Annotated in this window: 19 protein-coding genes; 3 read left to right on the top strand and 16 right to left on the bottom strand. The window is 29.9% G+C overall.

From position 1 onward, the window contains the following. Positions 1-109: 109 nt before the first annotated feature. The 6 genes from LQK79_RS04400 to corA all read right to left on the bottom strand — a co-directional run bounded on the left by LQK79_RS04400 (position 110) and on the right by corA (position 7,125). Positions 110-2,035 (bottom strand): bifunctional 4-hydroxy-3-methylbut-2-enyl diphosphate reductase/30S ribosomal protein S1, encoded by a 1,926-nt coding sequence (locus LQK79_RS04400; protein WP_053242202.1) that lies wholly within the window; start codon positions 2,033-2,035, stop codon positions 110-112. Between the two features lie 89 nt (positions 2,036-2,124). Beyond that, positions 2,125-2,778, bottom strand: coding sequence for a (d)CMP kinase (gene cmk, locus LQK79_RS04395; protein WP_231015691.1), 654 nt, complete (start codon positions 2,776-2,778; stop codon positions 2,125-2,127). Positions 2,779-2,939: 161 nt separating this feature from the next. After that, positions 2,940-4,160, bottom strand: a complete 1,221-nt coding sequence (locus LQK79_RS04390; RefSeq protein WP_231015690.1) for a BaiN/RdsA family NAD(P)/FAD-dependent oxidoreductase — start codon at positions 4,158-4,160, stop codon at positions 2,940-2,942. A gap of 94 nt (positions 4,161-4,254) precedes the next feature. Next, the gene (locus LQK79_RS04385) at positions 4,255-5,133 is read right to left on the bottom strand and encodes a MurR/RpiR family transcriptional regulator (RefSeq protein WP_053242204.1); all 879 of its coding nucleotides are present in this window, start codon (positions 5,131-5,133) and stop codon (positions 4,255-4,257) included. A 197-nt stretch (positions 5,134-5,330) separates the two neighbouring features. Next, positions 5,331-6,041 carry a pseudouridine synthase gene (locus tag LQK79_RS04380; protein WP_053243316.1) on the bottom strand — a complete coding sequence of 237 codons (711 nt, stop codon included), beginning with the start codon at positions 6,039-6,041 and terminating at the stop codon, positions 5,331-5,333. Positions 6,042-6,051: 10 nt separating this feature from the next. Further along, positions 6,052-7,125 (bottom strand): magnesium/cobalt transporter CorA, encoded by a 1,074-nt coding sequence (gene corA / locus LQK79_RS04375; RefSeq protein ID WP_231015780.1) that lies wholly within the window; start codon positions 7,123-7,125, stop codon positions 6,052-6,054. 186 nt (positions 7,126-7,311) lie between these two features. On the opposite strand from corA, the gene LQK79_RS04370 reads away from it, so the two are divergent. Beyond that, on the top strand, positions 7,312-7,830 hold the full coding sequence (locus tag LQK79_RS04370; RefSeq protein ID WP_231015689.1) for an NUDIX hydrolase: 519 nt from the start codon (positions 7,312-7,314) through the stop codon (positions 7,828-7,830). A 115-nt stretch (positions 7,831-7,945) separates the two neighbouring features. Here the strand turns inward: LQK79_RS04370 and LQK79_RS04365 are convergent, their stop codons facing one another. From LQK79_RS04365 to LQK79_RS04325, 9 genes are all read right to left on the bottom strand, one after another. Next, positions 7,946-9,205, bottom strand: coding sequence for a cytochrome P450 (locus LQK79_RS04365; protein ID WP_269144051.1), 1,260 nt, complete (start codon positions 9,203-9,205; stop codon positions 7,946-7,948). A 158-nt stretch (positions 9,206-9,363) separates the two neighbouring features. Further along, positions 9,364-9,510, bottom strand: a complete 147-nt coding sequence (locus LQK79_RS04360) for a hypothetical protein (RefSeq protein WP_207642175.1) — start codon at positions 9,508-9,510, stop codon at positions 9,364-9,366. A gap of 61 nt (positions 9,511-9,571) precedes the next feature. Next, positions 9,572-9,715, bottom strand: coding sequence for a hypothetical protein (locus LQK79_RS04355; protein ID WP_231015688.1), 144 nt, complete (start codon positions 9,713-9,715; stop codon positions 9,572-9,574). 144 nt (positions 9,716-9,859) lie between these two features. Next, the gene (locus LQK79_RS04350; protein ID WP_231015687.1) at positions 9,860-10,771 is read right to left on the bottom strand and encodes a ribonuclease H family protein; all 912 of its coding nucleotides are present in this window, start codon (positions 10,769-10,771) and stop codon (positions 9,860-9,862) included. A gap of 31 nt (positions 10,772-10,802) precedes the next feature. Further along, positions 10,803-12,176, bottom strand: a complete 1,374-nt coding sequence (locus LQK79_RS04345) for a vWA domain-containing protein (RefSeq protein WP_407928512.1) — start codon at positions 12,174-12,176, stop codon at positions 10,803-10,805. Between the two features lie 7 nt (positions 12,177-12,183). Continuing rightward, a complete protein-coding gene (locus LQK79_RS04340; protein ID WP_053242207.1) occupies positions 12,184-13,329 on the bottom strand; it encodes an AAA family ATPase in 1,146 nt (381 codons plus the stop codon). 11 nt (positions 13,330-13,340) lie between these two features. Continuing rightward, positions 13,341-13,997 (bottom strand): hypothetical protein, encoded by a 657-nt coding sequence (locus LQK79_RS04335; RefSeq protein ID WP_053242208.1) that lies wholly within the window; start codon positions 13,995-13,997, stop codon positions 13,341-13,343. 31 nt (positions 13,998-14,028) lie between these two features. Continuing rightward, on the bottom strand, positions 14,029-14,241 hold the full coding sequence (locus LQK79_RS04330) for a DUF3006 domain-containing protein (RefSeq protein ID WP_053242209.1): 213 nt from the start codon (positions 14,239-14,241) through the stop codon (positions 14,029-14,031). Positions 14,242-14,246: 5 nt separating this feature from the next. After that, a complete protein-coding gene (locus LQK79_RS04325) occupies positions 14,247-15,146 on the bottom strand; it encodes a ComEC/Rec2 family competence protein (protein WP_231015685.1) in 900 nt (299 codons plus the stop codon). Positions 15,147-15,372: 226 nt separating this feature from the next. Here LQK79_RS04325 and LQK79_RS04320 point away from each other — a divergent pair, with 226 nt between their 5' ends. Further along, complete coding sequence (locus LQK79_RS04320; RefSeq protein WP_231015684.1) at positions 15,373-16,356, top strand: sulfide/dihydroorotate dehydrogenase-like FAD/NAD-binding protein; 984 nt, start codon at positions 15,373-15,375, stop codon at positions 16,354-16,356. Between the two features lie 174 nt (positions 16,357-16,530). On the opposite strand, the gene LQK79_RS04315 is transcribed toward LQK79_RS04320, so the two are convergent. Then, a complete protein-coding gene (locus LQK79_RS04315) occupies positions 16,531-17,712 on the bottom strand; it encodes an acetyl-CoA C-acetyltransferase (RefSeq protein WP_053242213.1) in 1,182 nt (393 codons plus the stop codon). Between the two features lie 179 nt (positions 17,713-17,891). On the opposite strand from LQK79_RS04315, the gene LQK79_RS04310 reads away from it, so the two are divergent. Then, entirely contained in the window at positions 17,892-19,169 is a 1,278-nt protein-coding gene (locus LQK79_RS04310; RefSeq protein ID WP_053242214.1) for an FAD-dependent oxidoreductase, read from the top strand. The last annotated feature ends 199 nt before the right edge of the window (positions 19,170-19,368 follow it).

Genomic DNA, 19,368 nt, shown 5'->3' with positions numbered 1-19,368 from the left:
CCTCCACAATTAGTGTACATTAAAATATATTATGGTTAATTTAAAGTTATAACTATTTTGAAATAAAAAAATGCGTGCTTATTATCATTTTGCACGCATTTAGTAATTATTATTCTTCTACTTCTCTTATACTTAAGCCAATTTTCTTTGTTTCTCCATTTACATCTATTATTTTGGCTTTTACTTCCTCACCAATAGTTAAAACTTCTGATGGTTTTGCAATTCTCTTGTGGCTTATTTCAGAAATATGAACAAGTCCATCAACACCAGGTTCTAATTCTACAAAAGCACCAAAGTTAGCAAACCTTACAACTTTTCCAAGAACAACTGAACCGGCTGGATATTTTTCTTCTATATTATTCCATGGGTCTTCTATAAGCTTTTTCATGCTAAGTGATAATTTTTTGTTTTCTTTATCAATACTTAATATATAAACCTTAATCTTATCTCCTGTTTTTAAAGCATCAGCTGGTTTGTTGACTCTTCCCCATGATATTTCAGAAACATGAAGTAGTCCATCTATACCCTTAATGTCAACAAAAGCACCAAAATCAGTTAATCTTTTTACTTCTCCTTCTACTGTCTGTCCCTGCTCTAATTCATTCCATACTGTTTCTTCTTTTACTTCTTTTTCTTTCTTTAATATTTCTCTTCTTGAACCTACGATTTTGCTTTGTTTCTTCTTTGTTGAATATTCTATTATTTCAACTTCAAGTTCCTTGCCAATATATTGATCAAGATTTTCTACATGAAATAATTCTATATGAGATGCAGGTATGAAAACTCTAATTCCTTTATAAAGAGCTATTATTCCACCGTTAACTGACTCTTTAACTTTTACATTTAGTTTTGTTTTGTTTTCAAAAGCATCCTTTATTTCTTTGTAACCTTCTTCTCTTTGAATTTCTTTTACTGATAAAACCACGTAATTATCATCATCTTTTAATTTAATTACTTTGGCAGAAATATTGTCTCCTACTTTATATACATCTTTTAGACTTTCTTTAGAACATTCTGTTTCACTTTTTGGTATAATACCATCACGCTTGTAGCCTATATTTAAAAATAATTCCTTTTCTGATACCTGAATTATTTCCCCACTTACATGGGCGCCAGCATAAATTTTACTTTCATTTTCGGCTATAAATTTCATAGCATCAGCCATTTCATTGTTTGTTTCAGTAACTGTATTATTTTCACTCATTTTATCAATTGCCTCCTCGATAATCCAATCAGGTGTTGAAGCTCCAGCTGTTACACCTATTTTTAAATAGTTTTTGTTTTTTATTATTTCATCAGGTATTTCACCTGAATTTTCTACATGAATTGTAGCTTTACAATTGCTTTTACATATTTCATAAAGCTTTCTGGTATTTGAGCTTTGCTTTCCACCAATAACAACCATACAATCTACTTTTTTAGAAAGCTCATCTGCAGCTTTTTGATTTTCGGAAGTAGCACTGCAAATAGTATTAAACACTGCTATTTCCTTTGAAATTTTAACAACCTTTGAGACTACTTTTTGTAAATTAGAAAGTTTTTCTGTAGTTTGAGAAACAATACATACTTTAGATTTCAAATTTTTAAGATTATCTCCGTCTTTAGATACATACGCTTTATTGTCACACCATCCGTTAATTCCTATAACCTCAGGGTGTTTTTCATCACCAACAATTACTATATCATACTTAAGTTCGTTATATTTTTTTACTTTTTCATGAATATTTGAAACAAAAGGACACGTAGCATTTACTATTATAATACCTTTTGAATTTAATAATTCGATTGTACTTTTTGGCACACCGTGTGATCTTATTATTATAACATCATTTTGTTTTAAAAAATCTAGATCACTTATTTCAATAGGATATATACCTTTATTTTTAAGATAATTAACTGCATCATTATTGTGAATTAAAGAACCAAGAGTATATATTTTTTTACCATATTTCTTTCTTGTTTCTAGAGCAGTTTCAACAGCTCTTTTTACTCCAAAGCAAAAACCGGATTTTTCTGCAAATATTATTTCCCTCATACTATTATAGTACCACCTTTTTCTATGGTGAAACCATCTCCACTAAAATCTATATAATTTAATTTTACCATGATTTCACTATAATTATATTACGTTCTATCTGTAATATATTTAGAAATGTAATTAACTACATCTTCAATACTCATAAAGGAAGAATCGATTTCCACAGCATCTTTCGCCTTTTTTAATGGACTTGCTTTTCTATTAGAGTCAATGTAATCTCTCTTTTTTATGTCGTTTAATATATCATTATAATTAACTTCAACATTTTTTTTCGTGAGTTCATCATATCGTCTTTTCGCTCTTTCTTCTGGAGAAGCTGTTAAATAAAACTTAAATTTTGCATTTTTAAGAACTACAGTTCCTATATCTCTTCCATCCATTATAACATTATATTTTTCTGAAAGAGCTCTTTGTATACTGACAAGTTTTTCCCTAACCTCCAAAACGGCAGCATAATTTGAAACATTTTTACTAATGTCAGGCATAACTATCCTATCACTTATATCTTTAGAATCAACTATAATTCTGTCATTTTCAAAATGCATAGAAAGCGAATCAATTAATTTACATAAATTTTTTTTATCTGTATAGTGTATATTATGTTTTATTGCCATTAGGGTAACTGCCCTATACATATATCCTGTATTTATGTACATAAGATTAAATTTTTTACCTACAAGTTTTGCTATCGTGCTTTTTCCTGCACCAGCAGGACCATCTATCGCTATACTTAAATTCAAAACGTATTCCGCCTTTCCAAAGAAATACTATTACATTAATGTATTCTATATAAATAAAAAAAACCCTTTAAAATTTCTACAAAATATAATTTTTTTCTTACAAACTTTAATTACATCTTAATAAATATAAAGGCAATTAAAGTCTAAAATTATCATATTTTTCAATTAGCTACATTTATTCCAGCTAGATAACCTGTTGATAATGCTATTTGTAAATTAAAGCCTCCAGTATATCCATCCACATCTATAATCTCTCCACAGAAATATAAGTTACTAATTAGTTTAGATTTCATTGTTGAAGGATCAATTTCTTTTACATTGATACCTCCAGCAGTAATTATAGCCTCAGCAATAGGACGTAAGCCTTTTATATTAAATTCCAAATTTTGAAGCAAATGGACTAAATTCTTTCGTTCTTCCTTAGTTATTGCATTTACTTTTTTATCAGGATCTATTTTTGACAATAAGATAATTATCGGTATTAATTTGTGTGGCAATAGGTCATTAAGCGCATTTTTCAAATCTTTATTTGTATATTTTATAAAGTCATTTTGAATCCTTTTATCAAGCTCAGTTTCAGTTAAGGCTGGTTTTAAATTTATTATTCCCTTAAGCTTATTGTTAAAATTTACAACTCTACTTCCACTAAGTACAATAGGACCAGTTACTCCATAATGTGTAAAAAGCATTTCACCAAAATTTTGATAAAGAACCTTTTTATCCTTTTTTATTGTAAAATCAACGTTTTTTAAAGAAAGTCCCTGAAGCTCCGGTATCCAGCTTTCATCTGCTTCTATTGGAACAAGGGATGGAACGGTTTTTACTATATTATGACCAAGTTTTTTCGCAAAATTAAGCCCGTCACCTGTTGAACCTGTTTGAGGATAAGACATTCCACCTGTACAAATAATAAAATAGTCACCTTTTATTATTTCATTTTTGTCAGTAACAATGCTTTGTATATTTTTGCCATTAGAGTTTACCTCCTTAACTCTTGTGTTTAACATAACCTTTATTTGCTTTTCTTTTATTTTTTCTTGAAACACATGTATTATGTCAGAAGATTTATCGGAAACAGGAAAAACTCTATCTCCTCTTTCTTTTTTTAACTTTACTCCTGAATTTTCAAAAAAACCTATTGTGTCCATATTAGTAAAAGAATACAGCGCACTGTACAAGAAATTAGGATTTCCAGGGATGTTATCAAAGAATTCACTTATATCTTTATAATTTGTTATATTACACCTTCCCTTACCTGTAATATATAATTTTTTACCTAGTTTTTCGTTTCTTTCTATTAATATAACATTATTTTTCTCAGCAGCTGTAATTGCAGCCATCATTCCAGCAGGACCGCCACCTATAACAATTACTGTGTTCATTAATCCACCTTCTTTAAAATCATTGTAAATAAAAATGAAGAGTATATCATATACTCCTCTTAATTTTTATATGTTTATAATAAAATATCTATTATTATTTATCTTCCATATTTTTGTATGAGTATACTCTATATTCTTCCCAAATATTTTCAAGATCACTAAAGGTTTTAGAAATTTTATGCTTTTCTTTCAATCCAACTGCTACAATAAGTGCATTTATAACACTTAAAGGTGCAACTAAGGAATCAACAAAGGATGCCATATTACTTTGAGCTATAAGTGTATAATCTGCTTCTGTAGCAAGCGGAGAAAGTAAACTATCAGTTATAGCTACTACCTTTGTAGACCTTGATTTTGCAAAACTTAAAGCTTCTATTGTTCTTGCTGCATATCTTGGAAAACCTATTCCTATTAAAAGATCATCTGAAGATATATTTATAATTTGTTCAAATATATCACTTATACCATAGTTTATGACATGCACATTGTCCAAAATAAGATTTAAATAAAATCCAAGAAATTCAGAAAGTGCTGTAGAACTTCTAAGCCCAATTATATATATACGTTTCGCAGCAAATATTGAGTTTATAACTTCATTAAATGTATTTTGATTTATTTTTTCAAGTGTTACCCTAATATTCTCCATATCAGCTTTTAAAACACCTTTTAGAGAATCTTCTTCTGATATAAAAGCATTTGAAAGCTCTATTCTCTGAACAGTTGTAAGTTTATTTTTTATAAGCTCCTGAAGTGCCTTTTGAAGCTTTGGATAACCACTAAACCCAAGCTCATTTGCAAATCTAACTACCGTAGATTCACTTACACCTACACTTATACCAAGTTTTGATGCTGTCATAAATGCAGCTTTATCATAATGCTTTAATATATATTCAGCTATTAATTTTTGGCCTTTACTTAATCTTGGAAATTTAATTTGAATAGTTCTCATAAGATCATGTTTTTCGTTTTCCATATGTATCAAACCCCTTCTAAGATGCAAAGTGAAATAAATAATTTTATATAATTTCAAAATGAATTATTTATTTCATTTTAACATTAAATGAAAACTTATTCAATATTTTATTCATTTTATTAGGGTGATTTCGATAGAAGTGCATCCAAATTGCAGAGGGTTCAATGCTCACTGCAATTTCATTAAATGCTCTGATTCTAAATATTCATCAAATAATTTACTTCATCCTTGCTTAGATATCTCCACTGTCCTACTTCTAGATCACCAAGCGTTATACTTCCAATAGAAACTCTTTTAAGTTCAATGACATGATGATGTATTGCTCTGCACATTCTTCTCACTTGTCTTTTTTTACCTTCATGTATCACTATTTTCAAAATTGAATTTTTACCTTCAACTTTTACTATTGAAGCTTCTGAAGGTGCAGTTATATACCCACCTATATCCACACCTTTTTTTAGAGTTGATATCTCTGTTTCATCAGGAATACCAGATACAAGTGCAATGTATGTTTTATTTATATTTTGTTTGGGATGCATTATTTTATTAAATATCTCACCATCATTTGTTATTATGAGAAGTCCTGAGGTTTCATAATCCAGTCTACCTACAGGGAAAAGTCTTTCTTTAAAATCAAAAATATCAATTACAGTTTTTCTTCCCCTATTATCACTTGAAGCAGTAATATATCCCTTAGGTTTATTTAAAGCTATGTAAATCTTTTTTTCTTCAATTTTTATTGGTTTTCCATCCAAGAAAACTTTGTCACTATCTGTATTAATCTTAAAACCAAGCTCTGTTATAGTAACTCCGTTTACGCTTACTCTTCCTTCTTCAATCAATTTTTCGCATTTTCTTCTCGAGGCAACACCACAGCTAGCCATGTATTTTTGTAATCTTTCTTCCATCATAATCACCTTATAACCATTTCTTTTTTTTAAAATATGCAAGCATTCCCACTGCAATAAAAATCATAATTCCCCATAATATTTGATATGCATAGTGTATTTTAAGTTCAGGCATATTATCAAAATTCATTCCGTAAACCCCAACTAAAAAAGAGAGAGGAATAAAGATTGTTGAAAATATTGTAAGAAATTTCATAACCTCGTTCATTTTATTGCTCACACTTGATAAATATGTATCCATCATACCTTCAATTATATCTCTAAACAATTCTATTGAATCTATAACCTGTATAGTATGATCATAAACATCCTTAAAATATACACCAGTATCGGCTCCAATAAATTTTGTCTCTCCTCTTTGAAGCACGTTAATAACTTCTCTGAGAGGCCATACTGACTTTCTTATAAAAATCATTTCTCTCTTCATATTATATATTTCCGTGAATACTTCATTCGTTGGATTTTTCAAAAGCTTTTCTTCAAAAATCTCTATTCTATCTTCAAATTTCTCAAGAGCAACAAAATAGTTATCAACTATAGAATCGATAATTGCATAAGCCAAATAATCTGTTCCAGCACTTCTTATTTTATTACCCTGAGTTCTTATTCTATTTCTTAAATTATCAAAGACATCGCCTTTTAATTCCTGTTCTTGAAAAGTTATTACTAAATTTTTCATGCAAATCAAACTTACTTGCTCAACTACAGGTACATTTTTCGAATAGTATATCATTTTTAAAACAACATAAATGTAATTATCAAATTCCTCAATTTTAGGTCTTTGGTTAGTATTTAAAATATCCTCCATTATAAGAGGATGTACTCCAAATTCGCGTCCAAACTTTTCATATAGAATTATATCCTCAAGTCCATCCACATTTATCCATGTTGTAGAATCAGAGTTTTTATATTTAAAACTTTCTTCTATACTTTTTAAATCTTTTTCTTCAAATTTATCAACTTTGTAGTCCATAACGCTTATTTTTGAATTCTTACCTGTCTTTCTTCCTATATGAACAAGACTTCCTGGTTTTAAACCTCTCTTTTTTGAAATTCCTTTCATATACCTTGTCAAATAAATCACCACCACATTGTACTTTTTTGTTGCCAAATTTTTAAAACATATTTAGAATAATATTATACTATATTATTCTAGTATTATCCAAAAAACTATACACTATTTCGTATTAGATATTATCAGCATTTCTTGTTCTAGCAGGCATATATATAATATATAAGAGCTTTAAATAAAGAAAAGGGGTCTTTTTTTATGTCAGATGAAAAATTGGTTTATGATGGATGGTTAAAAATTTATAATAAAAATATTAATGGCAAAACCTATGACATACTTCATAATTATGATGCTGTTGCTGCTTTTGTAACAGATGAATTTGGAGATATTTTAATGGTGAAACAATTTAGACCAGTTGTTATGAAAGAAACTTTAGAAATACCTGCAGGTTGTCTTGATGTAGAGGGTGAAACCCCTGAAGATTGTTTAATAAGAGAACTTAAAGAGGAAACTAATTTAAATGTGAATAAGAATGCTTTAAATAAAATTATATCTTATACTCCTATGCTTGGCTTCAGCAAAAGCATCTTGCATTTGTATCATGTTAATATAAAAAAATCGGATTTGAAAAACAATAAAATTGATGATGAAGATGTAAGGGAAGTTTTATGGTTAGATAATAATACTTTTAAAAAGTACGTAAAAGATGGTAAAATTTTTGATGGTAAAACCATAATAAGCTATTTATATGTCATGAATAAAAAAGTATTCGATTAGGTGGACATTATTATGTTTAAATTTAATACTTCAGGTTCTTCTTTGAGGCAGCTTTCATTGAAATGAAGGTGACAGAGTGCCAATGGAAGCTGCATGAATAATTAAATATTAAAGTTTAAGATTTCCTTTTAATATTGCTCATAATGAATCCGCTGTGAGGCAGTGTTGGTATTCTTGCTAAATTATAGCTTAAATCCTGCTTTGGTATATCAAACTCAAGCTTATTAACAAGGAAATCTAAACTTACTTTCATAATTTCTATAGTAATACCTTCACCTGGACATCGATGTCCTTCTGAAGCTTTGCCACCGCCTTGAGGCATAAAGCTAAACAATCTATCCTTTTTATTTTCAAAACGTTCTGGTTGAAATTCATCTGGATTGCCCCATATTTTAGAATCATGATTGATGCCATAAATATCAAGAAGTACAAGCATCCCTTTCTCAAATTCTAAACCGCTCCAAGTAAAATCCTTTCGAACTCTTGCACCCAAAAAAGGGGTAAATGGATAGTAACGTCTAACTTCCTGGACGAACATTTCTATGTAATTATTATCATCAGTTACTAACTTTTTTTTGCATTCCGGATGTTTGTATAATGCTAAAGCTGCAAAAGTAATATATGTTGAAATAGCAACAACAGGTCTTAGTAGATTAATGAGTTCCACTGCAGCCATCTCAGAGCACATTAAATTACCATCAATTTCTCTATAAAATGCCATTGCATAAAGCAATGAATCATTCTTAACCGTTAACTTTCCACCTCTTACATCCTCTATAATGCCTTTTGCCCATCTTTCAGTTCTAGTTCTTGCATTTTTTCCTTTCCAATACCTAGGACCAATTCCTCCAAAACCATCAACCATTGCACTAAAGTCATCTGCTAAGTTTTTTATTTTAAATTCTGGTAATGGAACTCCAGTCCAACGGCATGCTATTTTACATAAAATATTTTTAACTTCATCAAAAAGCACTATTTTTTTAATACTTTCCCATTCATAAGCAGAGGCTTGTAAAGCTTCAAGCATAAGTTCAGCAAGTTTTTTTTGGTGCTTTTCAGTCATCAAGGACATAAAGAAAAGCTTTCTATGAGTATGTGCCTTTCCATCCATTGTTTGAATTGCGTTCATTCCAAAAAGAGTTTTTTGTATTCGCTTTGGTGCTGCGTCTTTTCGCTGAAATCGTTCCTCATCATAAAAAATTTTTGCAGCTTCCTCACCAGTTATGCAAATTACTTTTTCTCCAAATAGATGGGTTTCGAATATATCACATCTATAGAAATCCATTGTATTTTTAATAAAAGTATATCCTTCATGCAATAAATCAAGAGTATTATCTAGACCTTTATCATGTACGACTTGTTCATCTATTGTCATGGATTTATATTCTCCTTTCCAAAGATATAAAAAATCACTCACTTTTATTTTATATTTAGCGATAATATTAAAATTTTCCCATATTTAAATTTTAATCATTTCACTACGAAAGATAATAAATATTTTTCGTAGTGAAAGTTACTCTTTAAACCAACTCTTTACACTTTGTCTTTAAGAAAATCATCTTTTTCATATGTCATATTTCTTTTTTCTACTTTGTCTTCAACTGCTTCTTCATAGGCAGCTTCTGACTTAACACGCTTTGGTTCTGAATCCTTGTCTTTAGCATTTTGTCTGTTATTCATATTATCACTTCCATTTTTCATTTTTAGACTTCATTTTAGTATTTTTAAATCACAGTATTTTTTATGTGTACATAGTTTGTGATGAAACATCTACGTTGTTGAGCTTTGGAACCGTTTCTTCATCCTTTTTGTCTTTTGTTTTAGCTCTCTCCTGCTCTTTAGCCTTTTCTTTATCAATTATAGTAACCTTGTCTTCACTTTTCATAAAATCTCCCCTTTCTTATTTTATTATTCCTTTTATATATATAAATATTTATTTAAAGTGAATGTTTTAAAAAATATGAAATCCTATTTAAATAAAAAAAGTTATAAAAATACCTTTAAGTATCTTTATAACTTTTAAATTGTTTTAATTATTAAGCAGATAAATTATAAATTTAGTTTTTTCTTCATCACTTAACCCTTCAATCAAATTTATGCCTTCATTCACATTGCTTTTATATTTAATTATAAGATCTTTATATTGAGAACAAACATCTAATTTTTGTTTTGGAGACAAATCTTTTTCTACAATTTCAATACTTTCTGCACTTCCTGGTGCAACTTTAAGTATTTCCTTTTTAACACTATCATTTAACACCTTAAGTTTATTTGATGAAAGCCATCTTTCTACAACTTTATCTGATGCAAGCTTTACTTTTTCTTTGCATTTTTCATCTACCAGCTCATTGAAAAAGTCTCCGGTGTGACTATCTACTTTTACAAAAATAACCTCGATGCCATTTTTCATAAGTTCATTCATCTTATTGTAGTAATTTATTGAAGATTCTTCGCGGCGTTCCCAAAAACCAGTGGCATGATGGCTAATACCCTCATAATCATGGAAAATAACCACCTTCTTTTCTCCGCTTTCTAAAGCATATTTTACAGCCCTTATTGCCGCCTCTAATTCGCCCGCAATTTGTCTTATATTTTTTTTACTTTTATCCTTAGCTGCTGCACTTTCAATGTATTCAACTACATTGTCTCTAACCGCTACTAAGCCATAAGCATATTTCTCAGTCTCAACGTTGTAACTGCCATCCACGTAAATATGTAAACAATCTTTAGGATAGCTTTCTTCAGACTTTTTTAGCATTTTGCTGCCTTCATTTAAATAGGCCTTGGCGCTATCTATATTCTCAAAGCTTTTATATTGAGCACCTTTTACTCCTTTTACGTAGTTTAGACATTCAGCCCAGGTATTAACAATTTTATTTTTTATCTTAATATTATTTTTAGAATCAAAACCTTCTTTTATAGCATAAACTTTTTTGCCCATATAAATTTTTCCCTCCTTAAAACTATAAAAATTATTTAGCCCATTCGTTATTAGCCCATTCTCCCCTATTAAATAATACATCCCTGTAGATTTCAAATTCCTCTTCAACGTGATTTTTTAACTTTTTAACTGATCCTATTTTGGGGGTCAATGATAAATCACTCTTTTGACCCGTTAATACCCATAATATTTTCTTTGTTTGGGGTTTTACTGATAGCTCTTTTTCACCCATTCCATCAGTAAAATATATTAAAAAGTGATCTTTCATTTTATTTTTATTCATATATTCAAATACAGGAGAAAAGCTCGTTCCACCTTTAGTTTCAACTCTCTTTTTTAAATCTCTTTTACTCTTTAATCTATATACTCTTCTTATTCTATTATCACATTCTATTATAGTGACTTCATAGTTATGTTTTGATAATATACTTAAGATTTCTAGTACCGCACTGTCAAATTCACCATCACTCATGCTGCCACTAATATCTATAGCAATGACTATTTGAATAATGTGATTTGAAAGCTGTCCTCTTAAATCATACCTCTCTGGCTGTCTTCTATTTCTTCTAGTTATAGTTTTTTTATATCCATGTGGTAGTGTACCAATAATTCTTTTTAAGTAATCTTGCCAGGATATCTCTGCTTTTCTATTTAAATTCTTTATATATTCATCAACCTTTGCTGGAAGCTTTCCTTTTGCAGAGTTTCTAACAAGTTTTTCAGTTAAGGCATCTATTTGTTCATAATCAAATTTACTTATAGATTCATTCCACAAATTGTGAGAATAAACGACATCAAAATCAGTAAAATTTCCTTTTGAATTTTTACTAGTAATTTTTGCACCCTCACTGCTTATTCTCTTATTTATGCTTTTCTGCAATTTTTCAGCATAGTATTCAGGTAATTTATCATATTCTAAATTCACATTATATGAAAGCTTTACGTTTTCCAAGGTTGCTTCCCACGGTGGGAGATTTTTTATGTATTGATTTATAGAAATATCAAATGCTGTATTTACTGCCACATCACTGTATTTTCTTGATAAAACTTTAAACTGCTTAATATGATTGTACATTATATGATATATTTCATGTTTAATTAAAGCTTGCATCTCTAAAGCAGAGCATTTTAAAAAGATATATGGATTAAAGTATATTATAAAATTAGAAAGCTGTGCTGCACTTTCGCAAGCTGATGCAATATCTATTCTTATTTCTCTTTTTAACTGTATTAGAAAAAGTCCAAAGAAATTGTCTTCTCCATTCATCATATCAAAATTTATTTTTTCAATTAAATTAAAAAACCTTTTTTTAAAACCTTTATTTGCTAAAAGTTCTTCTTTAAGTTCTAGACTTTCACAAAATAAATCCTTTATTTCATCTTCAATATTATTCTTCAAATCCATCAATCCTCTATTCTTCTATATCCTCATACATAGAAAAGAATGATTCAATAAAAATATCATTATTCAAAAAATCTTCATAAAGGTTTTGAGTGAAGTCACTTTTAATACCCTGCATTATACCCATTTTTAAGTCATCAGGATAATAGCTTAAAAATTCAGAAAAGAGACTTATTTCTCTTTCTCTTTCTTGAAGGTTAGTTAAATAAAATAGAACCTTTCTCGCAGTCAAATATAATCTTGAATGGCTTTCCGTTTTAATTCTATTTTTTAATTCATCTGTTATGTAGTCATTTTTAAATATTTCTTCAGGTTTAATAATTGGATTTTTATTTTCTTCAATATAATTTAAAAAGTCTTGAGAAATTGCAGCTCCTACATTTCCTTTAACAACATTATATAAAATACTTAATGACAAAGAACCCTTTTCTTTTAAGTATTCCCTATAAATATTTGAAACTCTAACCCAACTTCTTGGGGTTGGCTTTATTGATTCTTTTGAATTGGGTGCATGTAAATATTCCGGAAAGCTCGCTATAAAATTAATTACATCATCATGTATTCTAGGTTCTCCATTTTCTAATTTCATTCCCCATTTTAGCCATTCATTTACATCTGACTCCATGTAAATCCACACAAATCTATCTTCTTGAGCTTGGTCCATATCCACAACCTGATATTCGCTGTCCTCAAACTCATCATATTTATTTGATGGGTTCATGGCAGCAACTACTACAACATTATCATTAAGTTTATATCCATTAATTTCTCTGTTAAGTATTATATTCATAATTTCCTGCTGCACACTGTGCTCACATCTATTTATTTCGTCAATAAACAGCAGTATTTTTGCATTTGGATCTTTTTCTAAAAGTTCATCTATATAAGCAAATTTAAAATATACAGCATAAGTTGTCCTATTTTTTTCTACTTTTTTTTCATTTATATTAGTATAATATTTTTCCACTGAAGGTAACCCACCAATTTCTCCTTCTTTAAGGAGGTTTCCATCTATATTAATGTAATAATAATTGTAGTCAGCCGCAAACTGCTTTATTAGAGCAGTTTTACCTATTCCACTTTCACCTACAAGTAAAGGTACTGAACCTGAGTTAATTACAAGATGTATACTTTGTAATGCTTCTGTAAATTTCATTTTTGTTCTCCTTACACAGATAATTTTAAGTCAATAAAATACATTTTTGCCTTTTTACTTCCAAATTTATATATAAGTTTTGTCTTATTTATACTTAAAGATTTAAGCCTTAAAAAATCATCAATATACTGTTTATCTATATTTATGTCAGAAACTTTTTCTTTTAATGTTTCTTCTACGATATCTGTATTCTCTAAATTCAAATACTTTATTGAGTTTATATTGTCTTTTATAAAAATGCGTTTCTTTTCATCAGTAATATTACTAATATACATTATGGCTTCAGCATTTTGCCTTACAGCAATTCGCTCCATATCAATACTTGTGTTGTCTATATATGCTATTGCTTTCCAATTCATTTCAACTGCCTTAATTTTTACGCTTTCAAAAGGATTTTTTATATACTGTATAGAATCCCAATCAGATTCTATGGCTAAAAGTTGGAATTCCTCACTTGGATTTTTAACGAATTGAATTGCCCATCCCTTTGTTTTTAAAGCTTCTTTTATAATATTATCTGAAGGATCTTTTATAAGCTTTAATGTATTCCAAGCATTTTTAACACAGTAAATACATATGTCATCATCTGGATTTTCTATTTTTTCTATAAACCATGGATCATTTTTTACATCATTCCATATCTCTTCATTAGATTTACTCTCCCTCATAAACTTACTCCTTCTTCAATAAATAATTATTTTATTTCCACATATCTTTCATTAGATCATCAATTTCATTTTTTTTCTTCTTAGTAGAATTTTTATCTATGAAAATCATTCCTTCTTTTAAAAACAGAACATCTTGTTCCTTGGCCTCCTTAGGAATTAAATTTCGCTCTATGTTGATCATAGTTCTATCTTCTTTTTCACAAACAGCATAATTTCCTTCAAATCTATCTATAACCACTTTCATTAAGCTTATCTCCTTCCACTTCTGTAATCTCCAGGACTACAATTAAAGCTTATATTTTTACCATCGCTAGTGCAAATTATAGTGCCATTTTCATCAGTTCTATATAATGGTATATTCCTACTTTTTAATCTATTTACAGTTTCCTTATGTGGATGCCCATAATCATTTTCTTTTCCACAACTTATAACTGTATACTTAGGATTTACCTTATCAAGAAAATCATTGGAGGTAGAGGTTCGACTTCCATGATGTCCAAGTTTTAATACATCTGCACTTAAATCATAGCCCTTAGATATCATAGCTCTTTCATTTTCAGCCTGCGCATCACCGGTAAAAAGAAATTTTGTACTGCCATAAGTTAATTTAAGTATTATCGAGTATGTATTTAAATCTTTCTTTTCGCTATTAATTGGACCATAAAATGTACAATTTGCATCTTCAAATTTAAAGCTTTCTAAAAGTTCTGGCTCATTTGCTTTTAAATCTTTATTTTTCATAGCCATAAGAACATCCCTAAAGGTTTTTGTTGAAGTACCTACCTTAGGCATATAAAGTTTGCCTATATCAAAATCTTTAATTACTGCATCTGCTCCTCCTATGTGATCCTCATGAGGATGGGTTAAAATAAGATAGTCAATTTTTCTTATATTTTGCTTTTTTAAATATGAAATTAACTTTTCTGTTGAATCGTTAGTCCCTGTATCTATAAGCATATTACTATAATTTTTTTGAACAAGTATGCTGTCTCCTTGGCCTACATCTATATAATGAATTTTTAATTTTTCATTGTATTCATTTGATACACTTTGAGATTTTTCATTAGAAGTTTTAATATTTATACTGCAAGAAGTTAACGTAAATATTAAAACAAAAAGCATTGCAAATATTTTAAAAGTTTTCTTCAAAATTATCAGCCTTTCATATTAAGTATAATCTTATTTTTTAATTATTGACATTAGCTAATACTATAATACATTAATCCTTTCATTAATTTATCTTTAATTGTAGCAAATCATAAATTTATTTTCAATTTAAATGTGTAAGCTTAAGTCTTGAATTTTTAGTAACAATTATTATTTATATTAATAATCTAATATTAGAGCTTTTAAATAGAATACTGGAGGTTGTTACATGAATTATGAAATAATAGATTGTATCGACGGCGGAAGTGAATACTGTCCATGTCATTTAGCTGAAACTGGTGACTGCATACTTTGTTCACAGCTTAAGGGTAAAGATTCCTGTGACTGTACAAACTGGAAGGGTGTTTGTATATATCAAGAATATATGTGGAACGGTAATAAAGCTAGAACTCAAAGGAAAGCATATAGCTGTACTATTGCGAAAAAAGAAAACGTAGATGATAAATTACTTATATTAACAATACTTGCAAAACATAAATTAGTACAGGATTTATCTTCTCCTGGCAGCTATGTATTTTTGAGAAACCCATCAAAAAACTTTTATTATGATGCTCCTATATCCGTAATGGAGGCAAATACAAAAGAAAATTCTCTGAAATTAGCCATAGAGATAAAAGGAATAAAAACTAAAACTATAAATGAACTAAACGAAAAAGATAATATTTTGGTTAGAGGGCCTTATTGGAATGGAGTATTAGGAATAAAGAGCATCAATTCCCTAAAGGATGGGTGCGCATTAATTGTGGCAAGAGGCATAGGAGAAGCCCCTATGGTTCCTGTTATGAAAAAACTTTATTCAAATGGCAACAAAATACTAATAATAATTGATAGTGCTAATATAAACGATAATTTTGTAAAAGAATACCTTGAAAAATGCGATGCCGAAATCTTCTACTGTAACATGCTTACTAAAGGAGAGCTCCCCTATGAGTTTTCTACTCTTTTATCAGAATGTATAAAAAATAAAAAAGTCAATCTAATTCATATATCAGGTCCAGACATACTAATAAATAGAGTTTTAAACAAAATAGATGACGACATAAAGGTTTCTTCTTGCAATAATGCCAAAATGTGCTGCAGTGAGGGAGTGTGTGGAACATGCGGTGTACGTTATAGCGGGCATAAATTAAAAAAACTTTGCAAGGTTCAGATAGATCCTAGATATTTATTTAAGGATAGAAGATATGTTTAGAAAGCTTAAAATAATTGATGCATTTTTTGTATAAGTTGGATTTTATGTTAGTGAAGGGTTTTAACTTGCCTTGCTTGTTAAAAGCCTTCACTTTTTAACTAATAAATATAAAATATTACTCGTAAAATTTTGAAACTTATATTTTTAAACGTTTAGCTTATTTATATATCATAATTAGAGCATACTTTCTACTATTAAAGAGGTTCCCTGTCCCCCACCTATACATAAAGTGGCAAGACCTTTCTTAGCATTTCTATTTTTCATTGCATACAAGAGGGTGACTAGTATTCTTGCTCCAGATGCTCCAATTGGATGACCTAAAGCAGTTGTTCCGCCATTTACATTTACCTTGCTCATATCAAATTTCAAGTCTCTTGCTACAGCCACACATTGTGCAACAAAGGCTTCGTTTGCTTCTATAAGATCTAAATCATCTACGGTTAAATTAGCTTTTTCTAGTGCCTCTTTGGTTGAATAAAATGGTGCATAGCCCATTATAGCAGGATCTAAACCAACTGATGCATAAGATATTATTTTAGCTAATGGTTTAATTCCTAATTCTTTTGCTTTATCGGCACTCATAACAACTAATGCTGCAGCACCATCATTTAAACCAGAAGCATTACCAGCAGTAACAGTTCCAGCCTTTTTAAATGCAGGCTTTAGCTTTGTAAGATTTTCAAGAGTAGTTCCAAATCTAGGCTGTTCATCTGTATCAACTACAATTTCTCCTTTTCTAGTTTTTACAGTAACTGGCACTATTTCTTCTTTAAATATCCCATTCTTTATGGATTTTTCCGCTTTTTGTTGTGATTCTAATGCAAATTTATCCTGTTCTTCTCTTGATATTTTCCATTGTTCAGCAATATTCTCAGCTGTTATTCCCATATGATAATCATTAAAAGCATCCCATAATCCATCCTTAACCATTTCATCTACTAACTTAACGTCACCCATTTTGTTTCCCCATCTTGCAGTTTCAACTAAATATGGAGCTCTACTCATATTCTCCATTCCACCAGCAATAACTACATCTACATCTTCTGCTTTAATCATTTGAGCTGCTAAGCTTACAGCTCTTAACCCCGAACCGCAAACCTTGTTAATTGTAAAAGCAGGAATGTGTATTGGTAATTCAGCCTTTACAGCCGCTTGCCTTGCAGTATTTTGTCCAAGCCCTGCTTGAAGAACATTTCCAAAAACAACTTCATTTACATCTGATGGTTTTATTCCTGCTCTCTTTACTGCTTCTTTCATTACTAGTGCCCCAAGTTCAACTGCTGTTACATCCTTGAACGCTTTCCCAAATGATCCTATAGGTGTTCTTGCCGCACCTGCTATTACTACTTCTCTCATATTTTTCCTCCTTAGTATTAATTAATTTTATCAAATTTTAGTTTTTTCGTATTACCGTATTTTATACATTGCAAAAATTTAAAGTTATAAAAGTTGGAACAAAAATATATGTTTAAAATATCATAATAATAAGTGACATCTATTAATAAACAATTAATATTTATGGGGGTAATTTTTGTATGAAGGTAATTATTATTGGAGCTGGATGGGCAGGTAGTGCTGCTGCAATTACAGCAAAAAAAGCTGGTGCAGACGTAACAATATATGAAAAAACAGATATGGTTTTAGGGCTCGGCAATGTTGGTGGAATTATGAGAAACAATGGGCGTTTTACTGCTGCTGAAGAACTTATAGCTTTAGGCGCTGGTGATTTAATAAACATAACAGATGCTGATTCAAGACATAAAAATATAGATTTTCCTGGTCACAAGCATGCCTGGCTTTATGATGTAAATATAATAGAAGCAGATATAAGAAATTATCTTATCAATATGGGAATAAAAATAAATTTAGTTAAAAGAGTTGTAGACATTAAAAAAAGTGGCAAAACCATAAAAGGAATTTTTCTATCAGATGGTACTTATGTTGAAGGAGATGTTTTTATTGAAGCTACAGGCTCTACGGGACCAATGGGCAATTGTTTGAGATATGGTAATGGTTGTTCTATGTGTGTATTAAGATGTCCTTCTTTTGGCCCACGTATAAGCCTAAGTCAAAGAGCTGGAATTGATGATATCAAAGGTGAAAGAGAAGACGGCTCCTTTGGTGCTTTTAGTGGTTCATGCAAACTTGCAAAAGAAAGCTTATCTCCAGATATTGTAAAGGAACTTGACGATAAAGGTGTGGTTGTTCTTAAAATTCCACCTGAAGATATTAATCTTGATAAATTAAAGCTTAAAGTATGTCAGCAGTACGCTCTTAAAGAATTCGCTGAGAACGTAATACTTCTTGATACAGGACATGCAAAGCTTATGACTTCTTTTTATCCTCTAGAAAAATTGAGAAAAATACCTGGGCTTGAAAAAGTTAAATATGTAGATCCTTATGCAGGTGGAAAAGGAAATTCTATAAGATATTTATCTGTTGCACCTAGAACAGATGACATGAGGGTTAAAGGATTAGATAATTTATTTTGCGGTGGAGAGAAAAGCGGACTTTTCGTAGGTCATACTGAAGCCATTTGCACTGGAAGTCTTGCTGGATGTAATGCCGTAAGACATGTATTAAATATGCCTCAATTAATCTTGCCAAAGCAAACTGCAATTGGAGATATTATTTCTTATGCAAATTATAAACTTTTAACGGAAGATGGCATAAAAACTAGATATACCTTTGCAGGTTCAGAATACTTTAAGAGGATGCAGGAAACTGGCTTGTATACAACAGATATAGATAAAATAAAAACTAGAATAGAAAACTTAGGTTTAACAGGTATATTTGACAAGAAATTAGTTTAAATAAAAGTTTTAAAAAAATGGGGCTGTCGTACTAAATATAAAAAATTGCAAACTAATTAAAGTGAAGGGTTTGACATAGCTTTGCTTGTCAAAGGTGAAGGGTTTTGCCACGGCAAAAGGTTAATCATGACCACCGGCTAAGCCGGTGGTTTGCTCAGCCCTGTAAGGGCATATTACTGGCTGGGCTAAAAGCCCTCTG

The organism is Clostridium guangxiense (assembly GCF_021043395.1).
Lineage (GTDB): Bacteria > Bacillota > Clostridia > Clostridiales > Clostridiaceae > Clostridium_S > Clostridium_S guangxiense.
Note: the sequence above shows the minus strand (reverse complement) of the source record. Positions and strands in the feature narration are given on the sequence as shown.